Consider the following 19,947-nt stretch of genomic DNA (forward strand, 5'->3'; position numbering starts at 1 on the left):
CGCCAGAACGGGCCAGGCTCACGGGTTCAGGCCGCAGCGGCGCGGCGATGCTTCGACAGCCGCTCCTCGGCTTGCGCCAGTTGTTCGGGCAGACCGCGCAGCACCACGATGTCGCTCGCGCGCAGTTTCGTCGACGGGTCCGGTTCGACGCCGCGGATGCCGTGCCGGCGGATCGCGGTCACTTCGACACCGAGTTCGTACAGGCCAACCTCGGCGAGCGTACGGCCCACCGCGTCGGCGCTCTCGTCGACCGGCACCGATTGTAGCCGCACCTGCTCGTGGCCGTCGTCGTCGTCGATGTCGTCGGCGCCGTGGAAATAGCCGCGCAACAGCGAATAGCGTTCGTCGCGCATCTCCTCGACGCGCCGCACCACGCGCCGCATCGGCACACCCATCACGACGAGCGTATGCGACGCAAGCATCAGGCTGCCCTCGACGATCTCCGGAATCACCTCCGTCGCGCCGGCGGCGAGCAGTTTCTCCAGATCGGCATCGTCGACGGTGCGCACGATGACAGGCAGCGTCGGCTCCATCTCGTGAATGTTGTGCAGCACGCGCAGTGCCGACGGCGTGTTCGCGTAGGTGATCGCGATCGCGGCCGCGCGATGCAGGCCGGCGGCCAGCAGCGACTCGCGCCGCCCCGCGTCGCCGAACACGACCGATTCGCCGGCTGCCGCGGCCGCCGCGACACGGTCGGGATCGAGATCGAGCGCGACATACGAGAGCCCTTCATGCTCGAGCATGCGTGCGAGGTTCTGCCCGGCGCGGCCGTAGCCGCAGATGATTACGTGGCCGCTCTGCTTCAGGCTTTGCGTGGCGATGCGCGTCATCTGCAACGACTGCATCATCCATTCGGTCGACGACAGCCGCAGCACGACACGGTCCGCGTTCTGGATCATGAACGGCGCGGCGAGCATCGACAGCAGCATCGCGGCGAGAATCGCCTGCAACAGCGTCGCGTCGACGAGATGTCGGTCGAGGATCAGGTTCAGCAGCACGAAGCCGAACTCGCCCGCCTGCGCGAGACCGATACCGGTACGCATCGCGACGCCCGGCGTCGCGCCGAAGAGCCGCGCAAGGCCGGTGATCATGACCAATTTCAGCAGCACCGGGCCGAGGAAAAAGGCCAGCACGACGAGCGGATGCTCCCAGATCACGCGCGGATTGAGCAGCATGCCGGTGGTCACGAAGAAGAGCCCGAGCAGCACGTCGCGAAACGGCTTGATGTCCTCTTCGACCTGATGCCGATACGGCGTCTCGGCGATCAGCATGCCGGCGATGAACGCGCCGAGCGCGAGCGACAGCCCGAATTTGTCGGTGATGAACGCGGCGCCGAGCGTCACCAGCAGCAGATTGAGGACGAACAGCTCCTGCGAGCGGCGCCGCGCGACCACGTTGAACCAGCGCGTCATGAAGCGCTGCCCGACGATCAGCAGCAGCGCGAGGGCCACGACGATCTTGATCGCCGCGACGCCGAGCGCGCTGACCAGATTCTCCGAGCGGCCGCCGAGCGCCGAAATGATGATCAACAGCGGCACCACCGCGAGATCCTGAAACAGCAGCACGCCGAAGATATTGCGGCCGTGCTCGGTTTCGATTTCGAGCCGCTCCGCGAGCATCTTGCTGACGATCGCCGTCGACGACATCGCCAGCGCGCCGCCCAGCGCGACGCTCGCCTGCCACGTGATATGCACCCAACGCTCGAGCACGAAGCCGAGCGACACGGCCACCGCGACCGTGCCGATCACCTGCAGCAAGCCGAGTCCGAACACGAGCCGGCGCATCGTGCGCAGCTTGGCGAGCGAAAACTCGAGCCCGATCGAGAACATCAGGAACACGACGCCGAATTCCGCGAGATTCTGCGCCCCCGCCGAATCGGGAATCAGCCCGAACGCATGCGGCCCGACGACGATGCCGACCGTCAGGTAGCCGAGCATCGGCGGCAGATTCAGGAAGCGAAAGATCACCACGCCCGCCACCGATGCCAGCAGCAGAAACAGCGTCATTTCGAGCGGGGAAATCATCGGCAAAAACGCATGGGTGAAGCGTCCTCGTTCGTCAGCGGAACCGCGCACGAGAACGCCGTGCGAGATGATTGATTGGGCCGGCAAAAAAGCTGCAAAAAGGCGGCAAAGCAGCTGAAAAAGGGATTGTCGACAGGCCGATGCAGACAGCGGCTCGGCACAGCAGGCCCGGCGCGGCGAACAGGCGCCTTTGCTATACTCCGCGAATGATAGCGAAAATCAATGGCGACAGGGCACTCACGCTTGCTCGCGACGTACTCGACATCGAAGCGGACGCCGTGCGCGCGCTTCGCGACCAGCTCGACGGCAGTTTCGTCGGCGCTGTCGATTTCATCCTGGGTTGCCGTGGACGCGTGGTCGTCTCCGGCATCGGTAAATCCGGCCACGTGGCCCGCAAACTCGCGGCCACGCTGGCAAGCACCGGCACACCCGCGTTCTTCGTGCATCCGGCGGAAGCAAGCCACGGCGACCTCGGCATGGTCACCGCCGACGACGTATTTCTCGCGCTGTCCAATTCGGGCGAAACCGAGGAGCTGATGGCGATCCTGCCGCTCATCAAGCGGATCGGCGCGAAGCTGATCGCGATGACGGGCCGTCCTGGCTCAAGCCTCGCGCAACTCGCGGATGTGCATCTGAATTCCGGCGTCGCGAAGGAAGCCTGTCCGATGAATCTCGCGCCCACCGCCAGCACCACCGCCGCGCTCGCGCTCGGCGATGCGCTCGCGGTCGCGGTGCTCGACGCGCGCGGCTTCGGCCGCGACGACTTCGCGCGCTCGCATCCGGGCGGCGCGCTCGGCCGACGCCTGCTCACCTACGTGCGCGACGTCATGCGCACCGGCGACCAGTTGCCGCAGGTCACCCCCGAGGCAACCGTCAGCGATGCCCTCTTCCAACTGACCGCGAAGCGCATGGGCATGACCTCGGTCGTCGACCGCGAGGGCCGTGTGACGGGCATCTTCACCGACGGCGACCTGCGCCGCGTGCTCGAACGCGACGGCGATTTCCGCCACCTGCCGATCGCCTCGGTGATGACCGCGGGCCCGCGCACGATCGGGCCGGACCATCTCGCGGTCGAAGCCGTGGAACTGATGGAGCGCTATCGTATCAATCAGATGCTGGTCGTCGACGAAACGGGCAAGCTGATCGGCGCGCTCAACATGCACGACCTGTTTTCGAAGAAGGTGATCTGATGGCCGTTGCTCCCCCTACCGCTACCGAACGCGCAAGCCGCGTGAAGCTGATGATTTTCGACGTCGACGGCGTACTGACCGACGGCGGCCTGCTGTTCACGGCGGAAGGCGACACGATGAAAGGCTTCAACTCGATGGACGGCCACGGCATGAAGCTGCTGCGCCAGGCCGGCATCGAAACGGCGCTCATCACCGGGCGCAAGTCCGGCATCGTGGCCGCGCGGGCGAAAGAAATGAACATCGCGCATGTCTACCAGGGCGTGCAGGACAAGCCACAGGCGTTCGCCGACCTGCTGCGGCAAACCGGCCTCACCGCCGAGGACTGCGGCTACATGGGCGACGACTGGGTCGATCTCGCGGTGATGCTGCGCGTCGGCTTCGCGGCCGCGCCGGCCAATTCGCATCCCGAAGTGATCGCGCGCGCCCACTGGGTCAGCGAGGCGCGCGGCGGTTACGGCGCGGCGCGCGAAGTGTGCGACACGCTGCTGCGTGCCCAGCACAAATATGAAGCACTGCTCGCGGCGGCGTGCAGCGGCGAGCAACGGGGCCTCGTGGGATGAACCAGTTTCGCCTGACTTCGCTGATCCCGCTCATCGCGATGGCGGCGCTCGCCGGCATCACGTGGTGGCTGCTGCAAGCCACGTTGCCGCGCAAGACCGACGACGAGGTGCGCCCGAAGGAACACACGCCGGACTACTTCGCCGACAACTTTTCGGTGTCCGAGCTCGACCAGTCAGGCGCGACGCAGTACCGGCTGACCGCGCAGTCGCTGGTCCATTACGAGGACGACGAAATGAGCGACCTCGTCAAGCCGGCGATGCGTGCGTTCCAGCCCGGCAAGCCGATCGTCACCGCGACCGGCGACACGGGCACGGTCAACGCGGATGCGTCGATCGTCAATCTGTACCAGAACGCGCGCATCCTGCGCGCGCCCGGCGGCGGCGATCCGCAGATGCAGGCCGATTCCGAGCATTTCAGGGTCCTCGTCAACGACGATGTGATCGAGACTGAAAAGCCAGTTAAACTTCAGCGCGGCATGTCCGTGATGACTGCCAGCGGCATGAAATACAACAATGTCACCCGGTTTATGCAACTGTTCGGCAATGTAAGAGGCGCAATCGCCGCGTCCGATTCCGGCCACTAAGCCAACGCATACCGGGTAATCCATTCCAGGCGTGACTGCATGAACGAATCGCACCCCCGTTTTGATACCGGCCGTTCGCGCGCGCTGTCCGCGTGCCGCGCCGCACTTGCTGCGCTCGTCGTCGCGCTGCCGCTCGTCGGCTTCGCGCCGCTTGCGCACGCGGACCGCGCCGACAAAGACAAGCCGCTGAACATCGAAGCGGACAACATGACTTACGACGACCTGCGGCAGGTCAGCATCTTCACCGGCCACGTGGTGGCCACCAAAGGGACGATCCTGATCAAGGCCGATCGCGTCGAAGTGTCGCAAGACCCGCAGGGCTACCAATTCGCGACCGGCACCTCGAGCGGCGGCAATCTGTCGTATTTCCGCCAGAAGCGCGAAGGGCTCGACGAATACATCGAGGGTACGGCGATCCGTATCGACTACGACGGCAAGCAGGATCTGACCACGCTGACCACCAACGCGACGGTGCGCCGCCTGCAGAGCATGACGACGCTGCTCGACCAGGTGCACGGTAGCGTGATCACCTACGACGGCCAGAACGACTTCTACACCGCGAAGTCAGGCAAGGACGTCGCAGGTCCGGGCAACCCGACCGGCCGCGTGCGCGCGATGCTGTCGCCGCGCAACGCCGGCGCCGCGCCGCTGACCGGCGCGTCGGCCACGCTCACGCCGTCCAACTCGATCCAGGGAGCGCCGAACCAGTGAGCACCATGAGCAGCACCATCGCGCCCCTCCCCCATCGGAAGCCGGCCGGCACCAGCAGTTCGCTGGTCGTGCGCAATCTGAAGAAGCGCTATGGCTCGCGCACGGTCGTCAAGGACGTGTCGCTCGACGTGAAGAGCGGCGAAGTGGTCGGCCTGCTCGGCCCGAACGGCGCCGGCAAGACCACGTCGTTCTACATGATCGTCGGCCTCGTGCCGCTCGATGCCGGCGAAATCGATCTGGACGGCAAGTCGATCAGCCTGCTGCCCATTCACAAACGCGCATCGCTCGGCCTGTCATATCTGCCGCAGGAAGCGTCGGTGTTCCGTAAGTTGAGCGTCGAGCAGAATATTCGCGCGGTGCTGGAATTGCAGCACGACGAAAACGGCAAGCGCCTCGGCAAAGACGTGATCACGTCACGCACCGAAGCGCTGCTCGACGAGCTTCAGATCGCGCATCTGCGTGAAAATCCGGCGCTGTCGCTGTCGGGCGGCGAGCGTCGTCGGGTTGAAATTGCGCGCGCGCTGGCAACCAATCCGAGCTTCATTCTGCTCGACGAACCGTTCGCCGGCGTCGACCCGATCGCGGTGCTGGAAATCCAGAAAATCGTCAAGTTCTTGAAGCAGCGCAATATCGGCGTCCTGATCACCGACCACAACGTGCGCGAAACGCTAGGTATCTGCGATCACGCGTACATCATCAGCGACGGCAGCGTGCTGGCCGCCGGCGCGCCTAGCGACATCATCGAAAACGAAAGCGTGCGGCGCGTCTATCTGGGCGAGCACTTCCGCATGTAAGCACGTACGGCGTCCCCGGCCAAGCGAGCGCGCGCGGCCGGCCGCGGCGCCATTTTTGCGGCACCCGCACATTCGTTGTCAGGCGGCGCAGGGTGGCGCCGCGCGGCGCGCCAAATTGGGCGTACCCAAAAATTGCGAGTGCCGCAAGGTATCGCGGTCGTGGCAAACTCTCTACAATGAATCTCAACTTGCCATGAAAGCCAGCCTCCAACTCCGCCTATCGCAGCATCTTGCGCTCACGCCGCAACTGCAACAGTCCATCCGGCTGCTTCAGTTGTCGACGCTCGAACTGCAGCAAGAAGTCGCCATGGCGATCTCGCAGAATCCTCTCCTCGAAAACGAAGACGAGTGGATCGCGAGCCCGTTGCGGGTGGCATCCGACGGTTCCGTGATCGCCCAGACACCGGGCTCCTCGACGCCGGCCGATCCGATGGCCGGCAACGGTTCGGCATCGTCCGAGGGCAACGGCGAGCGAGCCGAAAGCGGCGAGCCGCAGGGTGTCGACGAATACAATGGCCTTTCGGGCGACGGCGGCGGCGATACTTCGCAGTGGAACCTGGACGACTACGGCCGCTCCGGCAACGCGTCGGACGACGACGACCTGCCCCCGCTGCAAATCCACGAATCGAGCACGTCGCTGCGCGACCACCTGATGACGCAACTGCGCGTCACCCAGGCGAGCCAGCGCGACCGCGCGCTCATCACGTTCCTGATCGAATCGCTGGACGACGACGGCTATCTCGCCGCCACGCTCGAAGAAGTGCTGGCCGACCTGCCCGAAGAACTTGAAGTCGACGTCGACGAACTGAACGCCGCGCTTGCGCTGCTGCATAGCTTCGACCCATCGGGTGTCGGCGCGCGCTCCGCGTCCGAATGTCTGAAGCTGCAGTTGCTGCGGCTCGAGCCATCGCCCACGCGCACGCTTGCGCTAGACATTGTCAGCCATTACCTGGAACTGCTCGCCGCGCGCGATTTCACGCGGCTGCGCAAGCACCTTAAGGCCAGCGACGACGATCTGCGCGACGCGCATGTGCTGATCCGCTCGCTCGAACCATTTCCGGGCGCGGCCTACGGCAAGGCCGAAGCGGACTATGTGGTGCCCGACATCATGGTGCGCAAAACGGCACAGGGCTGGCTGGCGGAGCTGAATCCCGAGGTAGTGCCGAAGCTGCGGATTAACCATCTATACGCGAATATTCTGCGCAATAACCGCGGCGATCCGGGCAGTGGTTCGTTGCGCCAGCAACTGCAGGAAGCACGCTGGCTGATCAAAAATATCCAGCAGCGTTTCGAGACGATCCTGCGGGTTGCGCAGGCAATTGTCGAGCGTCAAAAGAGCTTTTTTGTGCACGGCGAAATTGCCATGCGCCCCTTGGTTTTGCGGGAAATAGCTGATACGCTGGGCCTACACGAGTCGACTGTCTCGCGTGTGACAACCGGCAAATACATGCTGACCCCATTCGGGACGCTGGAATTCAAGTACTTTTTCGGCTCACACGTTTCGACGGACACCGGCGGCGCGGCCTCCTCCACGGCCATTCGCGCGCTGATCAAACAACTGATAGGAGCGGAAAACCCGAAATCGCCACTTTCAGACAGTCGCATAGCCGAACTGCTGGCGGAACAGGGCTTCGTGGTCGCACGGCGTACCGTTGCGAAATACCGTGAGGCGCTCAAAATCCCGGCAGTCAACCTGCGCAAGTCTCTGTAGCCCGTCGCGTTTTGCAGCGGGCATTTACCGGCCGCTCCGCACCTGGCGGACAGGCCGGCCGCTGCGACCTGCCAGATGTCCGTCACCGGGGGGCGACACAGGCAAGCCGTCAGATCGACCGGACCTTTGTCATTGTGCGGACCAAGCGGCCATTAGCTTGGAGAAGCACTATGAATCTCAAGATCAGTGGACACCACCTCGAAGTAACGCCTGCGTTGCGCGAATACGTGATCACCAAACTGGACAGGGTGCTAAGACATTTCGATCAGGTCATCGACGGCAGTGTGGTCCTCTCGGTCGACAACCATAAGGAAAAGGACAAGCGTCAAAAGGTGGAAATCAACCTCCATCTGAAGGGTAAGGATATCTTCGTCGAGAGTTGTGACAGCGATTTGTACGCTGCAATCGATTTGATGATCGACAAGCTCGACAGGCAGGTGATACGCCACAAGGATCGTCTGCAAGGCCATCAGCACGAAGCGATCAAGTATCAGCCGGCGCCGCAACTGGACGTGCCGCCGCAATAGGAGAAATTAGAGGAAATTCCTCAATTCCCTTGAACTCGTCGAGCCGCCCGCGACCGGGCGGTTTTTCGTTTCAGCGCCCCGGTTCCCGCTCACCGCCGGTGCGTCTCGCCGAGGCCGACCCGAACCATTCCCGCAGAGGTTTGCGCAGCGCGACACGTGCCGCGGCGCAAGCGCTGAAAAACCTGATATGCATAGATGGCGCGCCGCACCATCGGCCGTCACCCTGTTCTATAATGTTCCAGTTACCATCGGGGTCAAGCCAGCTCTGATGAAGTACGGCCGATCGAAATCTAACGCTTTCGCGATCGACTCTGAGCGTCCGTCTTCGCCAGCATCGAACGAATGGAACGTCACTCAACCGCCCCGGTGGGGAGAACTCAGGCCACGTTTTCGCCTGTCAAAATGAATCGTTTAGCCAAATTTCTTCCCCTCGAGAACGTCGTCATCGGACTATCGGTCACCAGCAAGAAACGCGTGTTCGAGCAAGCGGGCCTGATCTTCGAGAACCAGAACGGCATCGCCCGCAGTACCGTCACAGACAATCTTTTTGCGCGAGAACGACTCGGCTCGACCGGGCTCGGCGAAGGCGTCGCGATCCCGCATGGGCGGATCAAGGGCCTCAAGCAGCCGCTCGCCGCATTCGTCAGACTCGCCGAACCGATCCCCTTTGAAGCGCCGGACGGCCAGCCGGTCTCGCTGCTGATCTTCCTGCTCGTCCCCGAACAGGCCACTCAACAGCACCTCGAAATTCTCTCCGAGATCGCGCAATTGCTGTCCGATCGCGACGCCCGCGAGCGGCTGCACACTGAAGAAGAACGCGAATCGTTGCATCGCCTGCTTACTCAGTGGCAACCTTGATGCAACCGCGGCGGTAGTTCATACGCGCCCGCACACGCAGCAAAGACCCGGCAAGCGGCTCACACTGGAGTCACTGACTCATGGATACGTCCAGCATCAACGCCCAAAGCATTTTCGACGACAACGCCGCCATGCTGAAGCTCAGCTGGCTCACGGGGCATGAAGGCTGGGAGCGCGGCTTTTCTTCGGAATCGGTCGCCAATGCCACGTCGAGCGCCGACCTCGTCGGCCACCTGAACCTGATCCACCCCAACCGGATCCAGGTGCTCGGCGACGCTGAAATCGACTACTACAAACGTCAGACCGACGAAGACCGCTCGCGCCACATGGCCGAGTTGATCGCGCTGGAGCCGCCGTTTCTCGTCGTCGCGGGCGGAGTCGCGGCGCCGCCGGAGCTGGTGCTGCGCTGCACGCGCTCGTCGACGCCGCTGTTCACGACGCCGACCTCGGCGGCCGCGGTGATCGATAGTCTGCGTCTTTACATGTCGCGCATTCTCGCGCCGCGCGCGACGCTGCACGGCGTGTTTCTCGACATCCTCGGCATGGGCGTGTTGCTGACCGGCGACTCGGGCCTCGGCAAGAGCGAGCTCGGCCTCGAACTGATCAGCCGAGGCCACGGTCTCGTCGCCGACGACGCTGTCGATTTCGTGCGCCTCGGCCCGGACTTCGTCGAAGGACGCTGTCCGCCGCTGCTGCAGAACCTGCTCGAAGTTCGCGGCCTCGGTCTGCTCGACATCAAGACGATCTTCGGCGAAACGGCGGTGCGCCGCAAAATGAAACTGAAGCTGATCGTGCAACTGGTGCGCCGCCCCGACGGCGAATTCCAGCGGCTGCCGCTGGAAAGCCAGACCGTCGACGTGCTCGGCCTACCGATCAGCAAGGTGACGATTCAAGTGGCCGCCGGCCGCAACCTCGCGGTGCTGGTCGAAGCGGCCGTGCGCAACACGATTCTGCAACTGCGCGGTATCGACACGCTGCGCGATTTCATGGATCGGCAACGTCTCGCCATGCAGGATCCCGATAGCCAGTTTCCCGGCAAGCTGATCTGAAGCCCGCCACAGCGCCATGAAGCGCCCGCAGAAGGCAGGCCGCGGGCACGCGCATGGAGGCCAGATGCTATGATGAAATCTACGCTTTCGACGACTCCATGCGCATAATCCTGATCACCGGTATCTCCGGCTCCGGCAAATCCGTTGCCCTGAACGCGCTCGAAGACGCGGGTTATTACTGCGTCGATAATCTGCCGCCGCGTTTCCTGCAGCAACTCGCCACCTACCTCGCCGCGGACGGCCAGGATCGTCTCGCGGTCGCGATCGACGCGCGCTCCGGTTCGTCGCTCGACGAAATGCCCGCGATGATCCGCGACCTCAAGCGCTCGCACGACGTGCGCGTGCTGTTCCTGAGTGCGAGCACGCAGTCGCTGATTCAACGTTTTTCCGAAACGCGTCGCCGTCATCCGCTGTCCGGCTCGCCCGCGCACGACGCGGACGTTGGCCTGCTCACGTCGCTCGCCGAGGCGATCGAACGCGAGCGCGAACTGGTCGCGGGACTTGCCGAATTCGGCCATCAGATCGATACGAGCAATCTGCGCGCGAACGTGCTGCGCGCATGGGTCAAGCGCTTCATCGAACAGGAGGACGCGGGGCTCGTGCTGATGTTCGAGTCGTTCGGCTTCAAGCGCGGCGTACCGCTCGACGCGGATTTCGTATTCGACGTACGCACGCTGCCGAACCCATACTACGATCATGAATTGAGGCCGCTCACCGGCCTCGACAAACCGGTCATGGATTTTCTCGATGCGCAGCCGGTCGTCCACGAGATGATCGACGACATCGAGAAGTATCTGTCCAAGTGGCTGCCGCATTTCCGCGACGACAATCGCAGCTACCTGACCGTCGCAATCGGTTGCACGGGCGGCCAGCACCGCTCGGTATTCATCGCGGAGACGCTTGCCGCGCGTCTCGCAACATCGGCGAATGTGATTGTGCGGCACCGCGATGCGCCGGTCGACGTCGGCGAATCATCGAAGCTGGTGGCTTAACCGGCCGCATCGCGCGGCCTTAACCCGAAGCGTTGCGCCATGTCCTCTACGCCTACTGTGTACGCCGATTTGCCGCTGTTTCCGCTGCATACGGTGCTATTTCCCGATGGCTTGCTGCCGCTCAAAATCTTCGAAGCGCGCTACCTCGACATGGCGCGCGACTGTCTGCGCGAAAAAACACCGTTCGGCGTTTGCATGCTGAAAAGCGGCGCGGAAGTCGCGCGCGAGGAAGAACCTTCGGTACCCGAAACGATCGGCTGTCTCGCCGAAATCGACGAGTGCGACGTCGATGCATTCGGCATGCTGCTGATTCGCGCGCGCGGCACGACGCGCTTTCGTCTGTTATCGCATCGCGTCGAAGCGAGCGGTCTGCTGGTCGGCATGGCCGAGCCGCTCGCCGATGATCTCCCGCTCGAGGGCAATGAGCTATTGGCCAAATTCGGCGCGTGCGCGGAAGTGCTCGAGCGGATCATCGCAACGATCCGCGAACGCGATCCGGACAGCCTACCGTTCGCCGAGCCGTTCCGGCTCGACGATCCGTCGTGGGTGTCGAACCGTCTCGCCGAGGTGCTGCCAATCGCGTTGCGCGCACGGCAAAAGCTGATGGAATTAACCGATGCCGGCGCGCGCATCGACGTCGTGCATCACTACATGCAACAGCATCAGTTGCTGTGAAATCCTGAAGTCGTGAAGGCTGCCGCGCCGGACCCAAGTCGCCCGCACAGCACCTCCGATCCATTCCGCTAGAGCAACGAACCATGCAGACTGGCGAGCAGCTTGCGCACCGGCGCCGGCACGCCGAACGAATCCAGATCGCTGAGCGCAACCCATGCGGTGTCCGCATCGTTGAGCGCGGCCAGGGCGCCGACACCGCGATCGAACTCCGCAAGCCGCGGTTCGATATCGAGCTTGAAATGCGTGAATACGTGTGAGAACGACGCGAGCGCGGACACTTCGCCGTCGCCGCCGAACGCGCGCGCCCGCTCGGCCAGCGATGCTTCGTCGGCAGCTTCGGGCAGACTCCACAGACCACCCCAGATGCCCGACGGCGGACGCCGCTCGAGCATCACCGCATTGCCGTCGCGCAGCACCAGCATCCACGTACGGCGTGTCGGCACCGCTTTCTTCGGGCGCGCGGTCGGCAATTCACGTTGACGTCCGGTGACGTTGGCAACGCAGTCCGGCGCGAACGGACAGCGTGTGCAATCGGGTTTGCCGCGCACGCACAATGTCGCGCCGAGATCCATCAAGCCCTGCGTGTACCCGCTGACCTCCGCGTTCGACGCATTCGACGGCAGCAGTGATTCCGCGAGCGTCCACATTGCGTTCTCGACTTTCTTCTCGCCCGGAAAGCCTTCGACGCCGAATACGCGCGCGAGCACGCGCTTCACGTTGCCGTCGAGAATCGTCGCGCGCGCGCCGAACGCGAACGACGCGATCGCCGCGGCCGTCGAGCGGCCAATGCCGGGCAACTCGGCGAGCTCATCGACCGACGCGGGAAACGCGCCGCCATGCTGCTCGACGACGACCTGCGCGCAGCGATGCAGATTGCGCGCGCGCGTGTAGTAGCCGAGGCCGGCCCACAGCGCCATCACGTCATCGGACGGCGCGGCGGCGAGCGCGGCGACATCCGGGAAACGCGCGAGAAATTTCGCGTAGTACGGAATCACCGTCGACACCTGGGTCTGCTGCAGCATGATCTCGGACAGCCAGATGCGATACGGATCGCGCGTGTTCTGCCACGGCAGATCGTGGCGGCCGTGCTGGCGCTGCCACGCGATCAGCCGCGCGGAAAACTCGGGCATCGGCGCAAACGCGGGCGTGGAGTCGAACGCGCTGGAGCGCGCGCCGGTCGTTGGGGTCAGGCGGGAAGGCATGGAGAATCTAGCGCTGGCAAGTGGGACAGAAGTACGTGGAGCGTTGCCCCTGCACGATCTGTTTGATTGGCGTTCCACACACGCGGCATGGCAGGCCCGCGCGATCATAGACGAAGTAGTCGAGCTGAAAATAGCCGCTTTCGCCGTCGCTGCCGACGAAATCGCGCAGCGTGCTGCCGCCCTTGTCGATCGCGGCGGCGAGCGTCACGCGCACGGCATCGGCCAGCAGTTCATAACGCACGAGCGACACGCGGCCCGCCGCGGTGGTCGGCCGGATGCCCGCGCGAAACAGACTCTCCGACGCGTAGATATTGCCCACGCCGACCACGATGTCCCCCGCCAGCAGCGCCTGCTTCACCGACACCTTGCGCCCGCGCGTCAACCGATGCATCAGCGCGCCCGAAAAAGCCGGCGAGAAAGGCTCGACGCCAAGGCTCGCGAGCAGCGGATGTTCGAGGATGTCGCCTGCTTCGCGCGGATGCCATAGCACCGCGCCGAAGCGGCGGGGATCACGATAGCGCAGGATAAAGTCGTCGAAGATCCAGTCGACATGATCGTGCTTCGCCGCGGCAGGCGGATGCGGCACATGACGCAGAACGCGCAACGTGCCCGTCATGCCGAGGTGGACGATGAACCACCCAGCGTCGATTTCGAACAGCAAATACTTGCCGCGTCGCTCGACTTTGCGCACCACGTGGCCGCGCAAGGTTTTCGCAAGGTCGGCCGGAATTGGCCAGCGCAGCGCGGCCGTCCGCACGTCGACGCGCTCAACCTTGCGCCCGGACACATACGGTTCGATCCCCCGTCGGGTAACCTCGACTTCTGGCAACTCTGGCATGGCTGATTGGTCTGCTACTTGCGTGAGTGGTTGTGCGCGTATTGTAGCGAGCGCGTTACAATCGACTGAAACATTGAACGGATTTCCATGAACGTGTCCTTCGTGAAGCTGCTATCAAAGCGCCGCGCGCGCGTGTCCAAGGTGCCGCTCGCCGTGTCCGCTCGCCGGATGCTCGGTGCGGCCGCGCTCGGATTGTGGGCGCTGGCCGCCGTGCCCGCGCATGCGCAGGACCCGTCGCCGGATTCCGACGACACGTCGGTCACGATGCCGGACCCGCTGGGTCCGGCAACACCTGAAGACGAAAAGTCGCTGCCCGGCGTACCCCTGTCGAGCCAGATCGTCTTCCAGGTGCTGGCCGCCGAGATCGCGCTGCAGCGCGACCAGCCGGCACCGGCCTATCAGACCTACCTCGCGCTCGCGCGCGACACTCACGACCCGCGCATGGCGCAACGCGCCACCGAAATAGCGCTGGCGGCGCAGAGCCCGTCGGACGCGCTCGCCGCCGCGCAACTGTGGCAACAGTACGCGCCGAGTTCGGAACGCGCCGCCCAGCTCGACGCGTCGCTGCTCGTGCTGTCTGGCAAGCCCGACGATGCGTCGCCGATCCTGTCGCAAGAACTGGCGAAGGTACCCGAGGAAAATCGCGGCAGCGCGATCCTCGCGCTGCAACTGCTGTTGTCGCGCGGCCCGAACCGCGTCGGTGGCCTGCACGTGTTGCAGGACCTGCTGAAGAACGACATGAACCGGCCGGAGGCGCAATTGGCCCTCGCGCGTCAGCAGCTGCTGGCCGACGACGCGCCGGGCGCGCACAAGTCGCTCGAGCAGGCGCTCACGATCAAGCCCGACTATCTGCCGGCGGCGTTGATGCTGTCGCAAATGGGTCCGGAGGAGCGCAAGGAAGGCATCGCGTCGCTCGAAAAGTACGTGCAGCAGAATCCGAAATCGCATGACGCACGGCTCGCGCTGGCGCAGATGTATCTTGCCAGTGACCGTCTCGACGACGCGCAGAAGCAGTTCGAGCTCATGCGCAAGGCAAACCCCAACGACTTGACACCGTTGATGGCGCTCGCGCTGATCAAGATCCAGCAGAAGAATCTCCCCGAAGCGCAGACGTATCTGGTGCAGTACGCGCAGCAGGCCGAGAAGATGCCGGGTGCCGATGCGGGCCAGGCCTACATCTACCTCGCGCAGCTAGCGCTCGAACAGAAGAATGAGGCGGCCGCGAGCGACTGGCTGAACAAGATCTCGCCAGCGAGTCAACAATACCTGGCCGCGCAGATTACCGGCGCGCAACTGCTCGCGAAACAGGGCAAGACCGAGGAGGCGCGCCAGTTGCTCTCCAACTTGCAGACCTCCGATCCGCGTGATGTGGCGCTGATCGCGCGCACCGATGCGGCGATCCTGTTCGACGCGAAGCGCTACCCGGAGGCCGAAGCGCGTCTGCAGCAAGCCACGGCGAACTTTCCCGACGACCCCGACCTCACCTACGACTACGCGATGGCCGCCGAGAAAACCGGCCATTACGACATCATGGAAGCGCAGCTGCGCAAGCTGATCCAGACGCAACCGGACAATCCGCAGGCGTATAACGCGCTCGGCTATTCGCTCGCAGATCGCAACCAGCGCCTGCCAGAGGCGGACAAGCTGGTCGAGAAGGCCTCGGCGCTCGCACCGAACGATGCGTTCATCATGGACAGCGTCGGCTGGGTCAAGTACCGGATGGGTGACACGGCCGATGCGATCAAGCTGCTGCGCAAGGCATACAGCCTCCAGCCGAACGCGGAAATCGGCGCGCACCTCGGCGAAGTGCTGTGGAAGGCCGGCGAGCAGGAACAGGCGCGCGCCGCGTTTCGCGAGGCTCGCAAGCTCGAACCCGACAACGAGACTCTCGTCAAAACGTTGCAACGTCTTCAGGTAAACAACCTTTGATGCGTCTTTCCCGTTTGATTTCTTTTTCCAGGGCGCCGCGCGGCATGGCGGTTGGTTTCGCGGCGGCGGCGGTTGTCGCGCTGGCCGGCTGCGCGTCGGTGAAGCCGCAGGGGCCGTCCACGTCGAACGCCGCCACCGAAGTCACCGCGCAGACGAGCCGCTCGTATCAGGGCCGCTTCGCGATCCAATACAACGATCAGAACGGCCAGCAGCGCAACGCTTACGGCAATTTCTCGTGGCAGGAAACGGGCGACACCGTCACGCTGCAGTTGCGCAATCCGCTTGGCCAGACGCTGGCCATCGTGACTTCGTCGCCGGCTTCGGCCACGCTCGAATTGCCGAACCGCCAGCCGCTCACCGCCGATAACGTGTCGACGCTGATGCAGAACGCGCTCGGCTTCACGCTGCCGGTCGAAGGGTTGCGCTACTGGCTGCAACCGTCGCCGGCGCCGACTTCGCGCGCGAAGACCGAGAAGGATCCGGAGCAACCGTCGCGCCTGAAGCAGATCACCCAGGACGGCTGGACGATCGACTATGTGGCCTATGCCGATGCACCAGCCACCGGCGTGAAGCGCCTCAATCTGAGCCGCTCGGAGCCGCCACTCGACATCAAGCTCGTGCTGGATCAGTGAGTCGTTCTTGCTGGGCCTTTTGTCCCAGCATCCGCTCACGTAACCTTGCTACCCGTTTGGCGCCACCGTGGCGCATGTAGCCTTCACTCATGATCGAAACAACCAATTCGCTGCGCGACTGTCTCGCGCCAGCGAAACTCAATCTCTTCCTGCACATCACTGGCCGTCGGCCGGATGGTTATCACACGCTGCAGACGATCTTCCAGTTGCTTGACTGGGGCGACACGCTGCACTTCACGCGACGCGACGACGGTCTCATCACGCGCCGCACCGAAATCGCCGACGTGCCACCCGAGCATGACCTGACCGTACGCGCCGCGACGTTGCTGAAGGTACATACGGGCTCCCGCGAAGGCGTTGATATCGAAATCGACAAGCGCCTGCCGATGGGCGCGGGCCTCGGCGGCGGCAGTTCCGATGCGGCGACGACGCTGCTCGCGCTCAATCGCCTGTGGAAGCTCGATCTGCCACGTCAGGAGTTGCAGGATCTTGCGTTGAAGCTTGGCGCGGACGTGCCTTTCTTCGTATTTGGAAAAAATGCGTTTGCAGAGGGTGTCGGAGAATCATTAGACGTTGTACAATTGCCGCCGCGTCACTTCCTGGTAGTGACGCCGAGGGTGCAGGTTCCGACTGCGGCGATTTTTTCCGAAAAAGCGTTGACAAGAGATACAAAGCCCCTCAAAATTGCGGACTTTCCTGCAGAACACAGCTGCAACACTGAATGGCCAGAAAGCTTCGGCCGGAATGACATGCAGCAAGTTGTCGTAGGAAAGTACGCGGAAGTAGCGCAAGTGTTGCGGTGGTTTGAAAGCATCGCGCCAGCGCGGATGTCCGGATCGGGTGCCAGCGTTTTTGCAGCGTTCCGTAGCAAAGCTGAAGCAGAAGCGGCGCAAGCCAAACTGCCCGGCGAGTGGAACAGTGCAGTAGCAGCGGGCTTGGATCAGCATCCACTCTTTGCTTTCGCGTCATAAATTTTGCATCGTCGAACGAAACTCCACGTTCGGCGGAGCTCAAAGTTAGTGTAGGGGAGTCGCCAAGCTGGTTAAGGCACCGGATTTTGATTCCGGCATGCAAAGGTTCGAATCCTTTCTCCCCTGCCAAAAATTCTCGTAGTTCGCTGTAGTTCGCATTTCTCCCGCCCCCAGCCTGAAGTAGGTGCACGATGAGCAGCCATGACGGCCTGATGGTTTTTACTGGCAACGCAAATCCCGCGCTTGCACAGGAAGTCGTCAAAAACCTCGGTATTCCCCTCGGCAAAGCAATGGTTAGCCGTTTCTCGGACGGTGAAATCCAAGTCGAGATTCAGGAAAACGTGCGCGGCAAGGATGTCTTCGTCCTGCAATCCACGTGCGCACCGACTAACGACAATCTGATGGAACTGATGATCATGGTCGATGCGCTCAAGCGCGCATCCGCAGGCCGGATCACCGCAGCCATCCCCTACTTCGGTTATGCCCGTCAGGATCGTCGCCCGCGTTCGGCGCGCGTCGCCATCTCGGCTAAGGTCGTGGCGAACATGCTGGAAATCGCCGGCGTCGAGCGGATCATCACGATGGATCTGCACGCCGACCAGATTCAAGGCTTCTTCGACATCCCGGTCGACAACATCTACGCAACGCCCGTGCTGCTCGGGGATCTGCGCAAGCAGAACTACGACAACCTGATGGTAGTTTCGCCGGACGTCGGCGGTGTGGTCCGCGCCCGTGCATTGGCGAAGCAACTCAATTGCGATCTCGCGATCATCGACAAGCGTCGCCCGAAGGCGAACGTCGCTGAAGTGATGAACATCATCGGTGAAGTCGAAGGCCGCACCTGCGTGATCATGGACGACATGGTCGACACGGCTGGCACGCTGTGCAAGGCCGCGCAGGTTCTGAAGGAACGCGGCGCGAAGCAGGTATTCGCGTACGCCACCCACCCGGTTCTGTCGGGCGGCGCGGGTGAGCGTATCGCCGCTTCCGCACTCGACGAACTCGTTGTCACGGACACGATTCCGCTCGGCGAAGAAGCCCGTTCGTGCGCGAAGATCCGTTCGCTGACGAGCGCCGGTTTGCTCGCCGAAACGTTCTCGCGCATCCGCCGCGGCGATTCGGTGATGTCGCTGTTCGCTGAGAGTTAAGCATTTGCGAAGACACCGGGTACCGCTTCATGCGACACGCGGCGTTTTTGCACAATCGGCATGAACGAACGAAGGTTCTTGCCGCTATCCTGGGCCTCAGCCATTACGGCTTCGAGGCCCTGTTTTTACTGCCTGGTCGCGGGCAGTGCATTGGAGATTCAACATGAAAGTAGTCGCTTTCGAGCGTTCCCTGCAAGGTACGGGTGCGAGCCGCCGCCTGCGTAACTCGGGCAAGACCCCGGGTATCGTTTATGGCGCCGGTGCTGACACGCAACTGATCGAACTCGATCACAACGCCCTGTGGCACGCGCTGAAGAAAGAAGTTTTCCACTCGTCGATCCTCGATCTGGAAGTGGCAGACAAGTCGCAACAGGTTCTGCTGCGCGACGTGCAATACCACCCGTTCCGTCAGCTCGTGCTGCACGTGGACTTCCAGCGCGTCGACGCGACGAAGAAGCTGCACACCAAGGTGCCGCTGCACTTCTTGAACCAGGAAACCAACCCGGCAGTGAAGCTGTCGAGCGCGGTGATTTCGCACATCCTCAACGAAATCGAAATCGAGTGCTTGCCGTCGGCACTGCCGGAGTTCATCGAAGTCGACCTCGCGAAGATCGAAGCAGGTCAATCGGTTCACGCGAAGGACATCCCGTTGCCGGCAGGTGTGGCGCTCGTGGCCCACGTCGACGCGGAAAACCCGGTGGTCGCTGCTGCAACGATCCCGGCTGGCGCAATCGCTGAAGACGCTGCTGCTGCTGAAGGTGGCGAAACGCCGGCTGCTTAAGAGCCTTCCGGTTCGAAGCAAGCAATCCTCTCGATCCGTTTCCTATGAAACGGTCGATGTGACCCGCCGAGGTTCGCCCTGGCGGGTTTTTTTTCGGCTTTTCTAGTCCGGTACGTTTCACTTCCTGACTTGGTGGACTCACGCAATCATGATCAAGCTGATCGTCGGGCTCGGCAATCCGGGCGCCGAATACACCGCGACGCGTCACAACGCCGGCTGCTGGCTGGTCGATCAACTCGCGCGCGAGGCCGGCACCGCGCTGCGCGACGAGCGGCGCTTTCACGGCTTTTACGCGAAAGCGCGGTTGCATGGCGAGGAAGTGCATCTGCTCGAGCCGCAAACCTACATGAACCGCTCTGGTCAATCGGTCGTCGCGCTCGCGCAATTCTTCAAGATTCTTCCCGACGAGATCCTCGTCGCGCACGACGAGCTCGACATGCCACCCGGCAGCGTCAAGCTGAAGCTCGGCGGCAGCAGCGGCGGGCATAATGGGCTGAAGGACATCAGCGCGCATCTGTCGTCGCAGCAATACTGGCGGCTGCGGATCGGCATCGGCCATCCGCGCGATCTGATTCCCGAAAGCGCGCGCGCCGGCGCGAAGCCGGACGTCGCGAACTATGTGCTGAAGCCGCCGCGGCGAGAAGAGCAGGAGGTCATCGACGCGTCGATCGAACGCGCGCTCGCGGTGATGCCGCAGATCATCAAGGGCGAGCTCGAACGCGCAATGATGCAACTGCATCGTAACAACAGCTGACGCGCGCCACACTCATC

Annotated in this window: 20 protein-coding genes and 1 tRNA gene; 18 read left to right on the forward strand and 3 right to left on the reverse strand. The window is 63.2% G+C overall.

Annotated elements, in window-relative coordinates; translation table 11 throughout:
* Positions 1–26: 26 nt before the first annotated feature.
* Positions 27–2,024, reverse strand: a complete 1,998-nt coding sequence (locus tag OKW35_RS07105; RefSeq protein ID WP_090802948.1) for a cation:proton antiporter — start codon at positions 2,022–2,024, stop codon at positions 27–29.
* 206 nt (positions 2,025–2,230) lie between these two features.
* On the opposite strand from OKW35_RS07105, the gene kdsD reads away from it, so the two are divergent.
* The 11 genes from kdsD to OKW35_RS07160 all read left to right on the forward strand — a co-directional run bounded on the left by kdsD (position 2,231) and on the right by OKW35_RS07160 (position 11,675).
* On the forward strand, positions 2,231–3,214 hold the full coding sequence (kdsD, locus tag OKW35_RS07110) for an arabinose 5-phosphate isomerase KdsD (RefSeq protein WP_184062475.1): 984 nt from the start codon (positions 2,231–2,233) through the stop codon (positions 3,212–3,214).
* Entirely contained in the window at positions 3,214–3,774 is a 561-nt protein-coding gene (locus OKW35_RS07115) for a KdsC family phosphatase (protein WP_184026959.1), read from the forward strand. Before kdsD ends, OKW35_RS07115 begins: the two co-directional genes overlap by 1 nt.
* The gene (gene lptC / locus OKW35_RS07120; RefSeq protein ID WP_018419357.1) at positions 3,771–4,358 is read left to right on the forward strand and encodes an LPS export ABC transporter periplasmic protein LptC; all 588 of its coding nucleotides are present in this window, start codon (positions 3,771–3,773) and stop codon (positions 4,356–4,358) included. Before OKW35_RS07115 ends, lptC begins: the two co-directional genes overlap by 4 nt.
* Before the next feature lie 39 nt (positions 4,359–4,397).
* A complete protein-coding gene (lptA, locus tag OKW35_RS07125) occupies positions 4,398–5,069 on the forward strand; it encodes a lipopolysaccharide transport periplasmic protein LptA (protein ID WP_184062477.1) in 672 nt (223 codons plus the stop codon).
* A gap of 17 nt (positions 5,070–5,086) precedes the next feature.
* Positions 5,087–5,863 (forward strand): LPS export ABC transporter ATP-binding protein, encoded by a 777-nt coding sequence (lptB, locus tag OKW35_RS07130; RefSeq protein WP_090805577.1) that lies wholly within the window; start codon positions 5,087–5,089, stop codon positions 5,861–5,863.
* A gap of 193 nt (positions 5,864–6,056) precedes the next feature.
* On the forward strand, positions 6,057–7,574 hold the full coding sequence (locus tag OKW35_RS07135) for an RNA polymerase factor sigma-54 (RefSeq protein ID WP_184062763.1): 1,518 nt from the start codon (positions 6,057–6,059) through the stop codon (positions 7,572–7,574).
* 170 nt (positions 7,575–7,744) lie between these two features.
* Positions 7,745–8,101: a ribosome hibernation-promoting factor, HPF/YfiA family gene (gene hpf / locus OKW35_RS07140; RefSeq protein WP_027199628.1), complete on the forward strand. Its 357-nt coding sequence runs from the start codon at positions 7,745–7,747 to the stop codon at positions 8,099–8,101.
* A gap of 342 nt (positions 8,102–8,443) precedes the next feature.
* Complete coding sequence (locus OKW35_RS07145) at positions 8,444–8,959, forward strand: PTS sugar transporter subunit IIA (protein ID WP_184026940.1); 516 nt, start codon at positions 8,444–8,446, stop codon at positions 8,957–8,959.
* A gap of 80 nt (positions 8,960–9,039) precedes the next feature.
* Positions 9,040–10,008: an HPr(Ser) kinase/phosphatase gene (hprK, locus tag OKW35_RS07150; protein WP_008921706.1), complete on the forward strand. Its 969-nt coding sequence runs from the start codon at positions 9,040–9,042 to the stop codon at positions 10,006–10,008.
* A 98-nt stretch (positions 10,009–10,106) separates the two neighbouring features.
* On the forward strand, positions 10,107–11,000 hold the full coding sequence (gene rapZ, locus OKW35_RS07155; RefSeq protein WP_041734268.1) for an RNase adapter RapZ: 894 nt from the start codon (positions 10,107–10,109) through the stop codon (positions 10,998–11,000).
* 39 nt (positions 11,001–11,039) lie between these two features.
* Complete coding sequence (locus OKW35_RS07160; RefSeq protein ID WP_090802941.1) at positions 11,040–11,675, forward strand: LON peptidase substrate-binding domain-containing protein; 636 nt, start codon at positions 11,040–11,042, stop codon at positions 11,673–11,675.
* A 68-nt stretch (positions 11,676–11,743) separates the two neighbouring features.
* On the opposite strand, the gene mutY is transcribed toward OKW35_RS07160, so the two are convergent.
* Both mutY and mutM read right to left on the reverse strand, forming a co-directional pair.
* Positions 11,744–12,877 (reverse strand): A/G-specific adenine glycosylase, encoded by a 1,134-nt coding sequence (gene mutY, locus OKW35_RS07165; RefSeq protein WP_429551572.1) that lies wholly within the window; start codon positions 12,875–12,877, stop codon positions 11,744–11,746.
* A gap of 7 nt (positions 12,878–12,884) precedes the next feature.
* Entirely contained in the window at positions 12,885–13,715 is an 831-nt protein-coding gene (mutM, locus tag OKW35_RS07170) for a bifunctional DNA-formamidopyrimidine glycosylase/DNA-(apurinic or apyrimidinic site) lyase (protein ID WP_184026933.1), read from the reverse strand.
* A gap of 87 nt (positions 13,716–13,802) precedes the next feature.
* On the opposite strand from mutM, the gene OKW35_RS07175 reads away from it, so the two are divergent.
* The 7 genes from OKW35_RS07175 to pth all read left to right on the forward strand — a co-directional run bounded on the left by OKW35_RS07175 (position 13,803) and on the right by pth (position 19,930).
* Positions 13,803–15,644 (forward strand): tetratricopeptide repeat protein, encoded by a 1,842-nt coding sequence (locus tag OKW35_RS07175; protein ID WP_429551573.1) that lies wholly within the window; start codon positions 13,803–13,805, stop codon positions 15,642–15,644.
* The gene (lolB, locus tag OKW35_RS07180; protein ID WP_184062483.1) at positions 15,644–16,276 is read left to right on the forward strand and encodes a lipoprotein insertase outer membrane protein LolB; all 633 of its coding nucleotides are present in this window, start codon (positions 15,644–15,646) and stop codon (positions 16,274–16,276) included. Before OKW35_RS07175 ends, lolB begins: the two co-directional genes overlap by 1 nt.
* An 89-nt stretch (positions 16,277–16,365) precedes the next feature.
* Positions 16,366–17,247, forward strand: a complete 882-nt coding sequence (gene ispE / locus OKW35_RS07185) for a 4-(cytidine 5'-diphospho)-2-C-methyl-D-erythritol kinase (protein ID WP_429551574.1) — start codon at positions 16,366–16,368, stop codon at positions 17,245–17,247.
* 52 nt (positions 17,248–17,299) lie between these two features.
* Positions 17,300–17,376, forward strand: a tRNA-Gln gene (locus OKW35_RS07190).
* Between the two features lie 62 nt (positions 17,377–17,438).
* Positions 17,439–18,395 (forward strand): ribose-phosphate pyrophosphokinase, encoded by a 957-nt coding sequence (locus tag OKW35_RS07195; RefSeq protein WP_008921698.1) that lies wholly within the window; start codon positions 17,439–17,441, stop codon positions 18,393–18,395.
* 163 nt (positions 18,396–18,558) lie between these two features.
* On the forward strand, positions 18,559–19,176 hold the full coding sequence (locus OKW35_RS07200) for a 50S ribosomal protein L25/general stress protein Ctc (protein ID WP_184062487.1): 618 nt from the start codon (positions 18,559–18,561) through the stop codon (positions 19,174–19,176).
* A 148-nt stretch (positions 19,177–19,324) separates the two neighbouring features.
* Positions 19,325–19,930 (forward strand): aminoacyl-tRNA hydrolase, encoded by a 606-nt coding sequence (gene pth, locus OKW35_RS07205; RefSeq protein WP_429551575.1) that lies wholly within the window; start codon positions 19,325–19,327, stop codon positions 19,928–19,930.
* Positions 19,931–19,947 lie beyond the last annotated feature (17 nt).

Source organism: Paraburkholderia sp. MM5477-R1, assembly GCF_050436385.1.
GTDB lineage: Bacteria > Pseudomonadota > Gammaproteobacteria > Burkholderiales > Burkholderiaceae > Paraburkholderia > Paraburkholderia tuberum.

Coding starts and splice junctions, on each gene's coding strand:
- lptA (WP_184062477.1), top strand. CDS start 4,398: ATGAACGAATCGCACCCCCGTTTTGATACCGGCCGTTCGCGCGCGCTG.
- OKW35_RS07135 (WP_184062763.1), top strand. CDS start 6,057: ATGAAAGCCAGCCTCCAACTCCGCCTATCGCAGCATCTTGCGCTCACG.
- OKW35_RS07160 (WP_090802941.1), top strand. CDS start 11,040: ATGTCCTCTACGCCTACTGTGTACGCCGATTTGCCGCTGTTTCCGCTG.
- OKW35_RS07145 (WP_184026940.1), top strand. CDS start 8,444: ATGGAACGTCACTCAACCGCCCCGGTGGGGAGAACTCAGGCCACGTTT.
- pth (WP_429551575.1), top strand. CDS start 19,325: ATGATCAAGCTGATCGTCGGGCTCGGCAATCCGGGCGCCGAATACACC.
- OKW35_RS07200 (WP_184062487.1), top strand. CDS start 18,559: ATGAAAGTAGTCGCTTTCGAGCGTTCCCTGCAAGGTACGGGTGCGAGC.
- ispE (WP_429551574.1), top strand. CDS start 16,366: ATGATCGAAACAACCAATTCGCTGCGCGACTGTCTCGCGCCAGCGAAA.
- lolB (WP_184062483.1), top strand. CDS start 15,644: ATGCGTCTTTCCCGTTTGATTTCTTTTTCCAGGGCGCCGCGCGGCATG.
- OKW35_RS07115 (WP_184026959.1), top strand. CDS start 3,214: ATGGCCGTTGCTCCCCCTACCGCTACCGAACGCGCAAGCCGCGTGAAG.
- OKW35_RS07105 (WP_090802948.1), bottom strand. CDS start 2,024: ATGATTTCCCCGCTCGAAATGACGCTGTTTCTGCTGCTGGCATCGGTG.
- hprK (WP_008921706.1), top strand. CDS start 9,040: ATGGATACGTCCAGCATCAACGCCCAAAGCATTTTCGACGACAACGCC.
- hpf (WP_027199628.1), top strand. CDS start 7,745: ATGAATCTCAAGATCAGTGGACACCACCTCGAAGTAACGCCTGCGTTG.
- kdsD (WP_184062475.1), top strand. CDS start 2,231: ATGATAGCGAAAATCAATGGCGACAGGGCACTCACGCTTGCTCGCGAC.
- OKW35_RS07175 (WP_429551573.1), top strand. CDS start 13,803: ATGAACGTGTCCTTCGTGAAGCTGCTATCAAAGCGCCGCGCGCGCGTG.
- mutY (WP_429551572.1), bottom strand. CDS start 12,877: ATGCCTTCCCGCCTGACCCCAACGACCGGCGCGCGCTCCAGCGCGTTC.
- rapZ (WP_041734268.1), top strand. CDS start 10,107: ATGCGCATAATCCTGATCACCGGTATCTCCGGCTCCGGCAAATCCGTT.
- mutM (WP_184026933.1), bottom strand. CDS start 13,715: ATGCCAGAGTTGCCAGAAGTCGAGGTTACCCGACGGGGGATCGAACCG.
- OKW35_RS07195 (WP_008921698.1), top strand. CDS start 17,439: ATGAGCAGCCATGACGGCCTGATGGTTTTTACTGGCAACGCAAATCCC.
- lptC (WP_018419357.1), top strand. CDS start 3,771: ATGAACCAGTTTCGCCTGACTTCGCTGATCCCGCTCATCGCGATGGCG.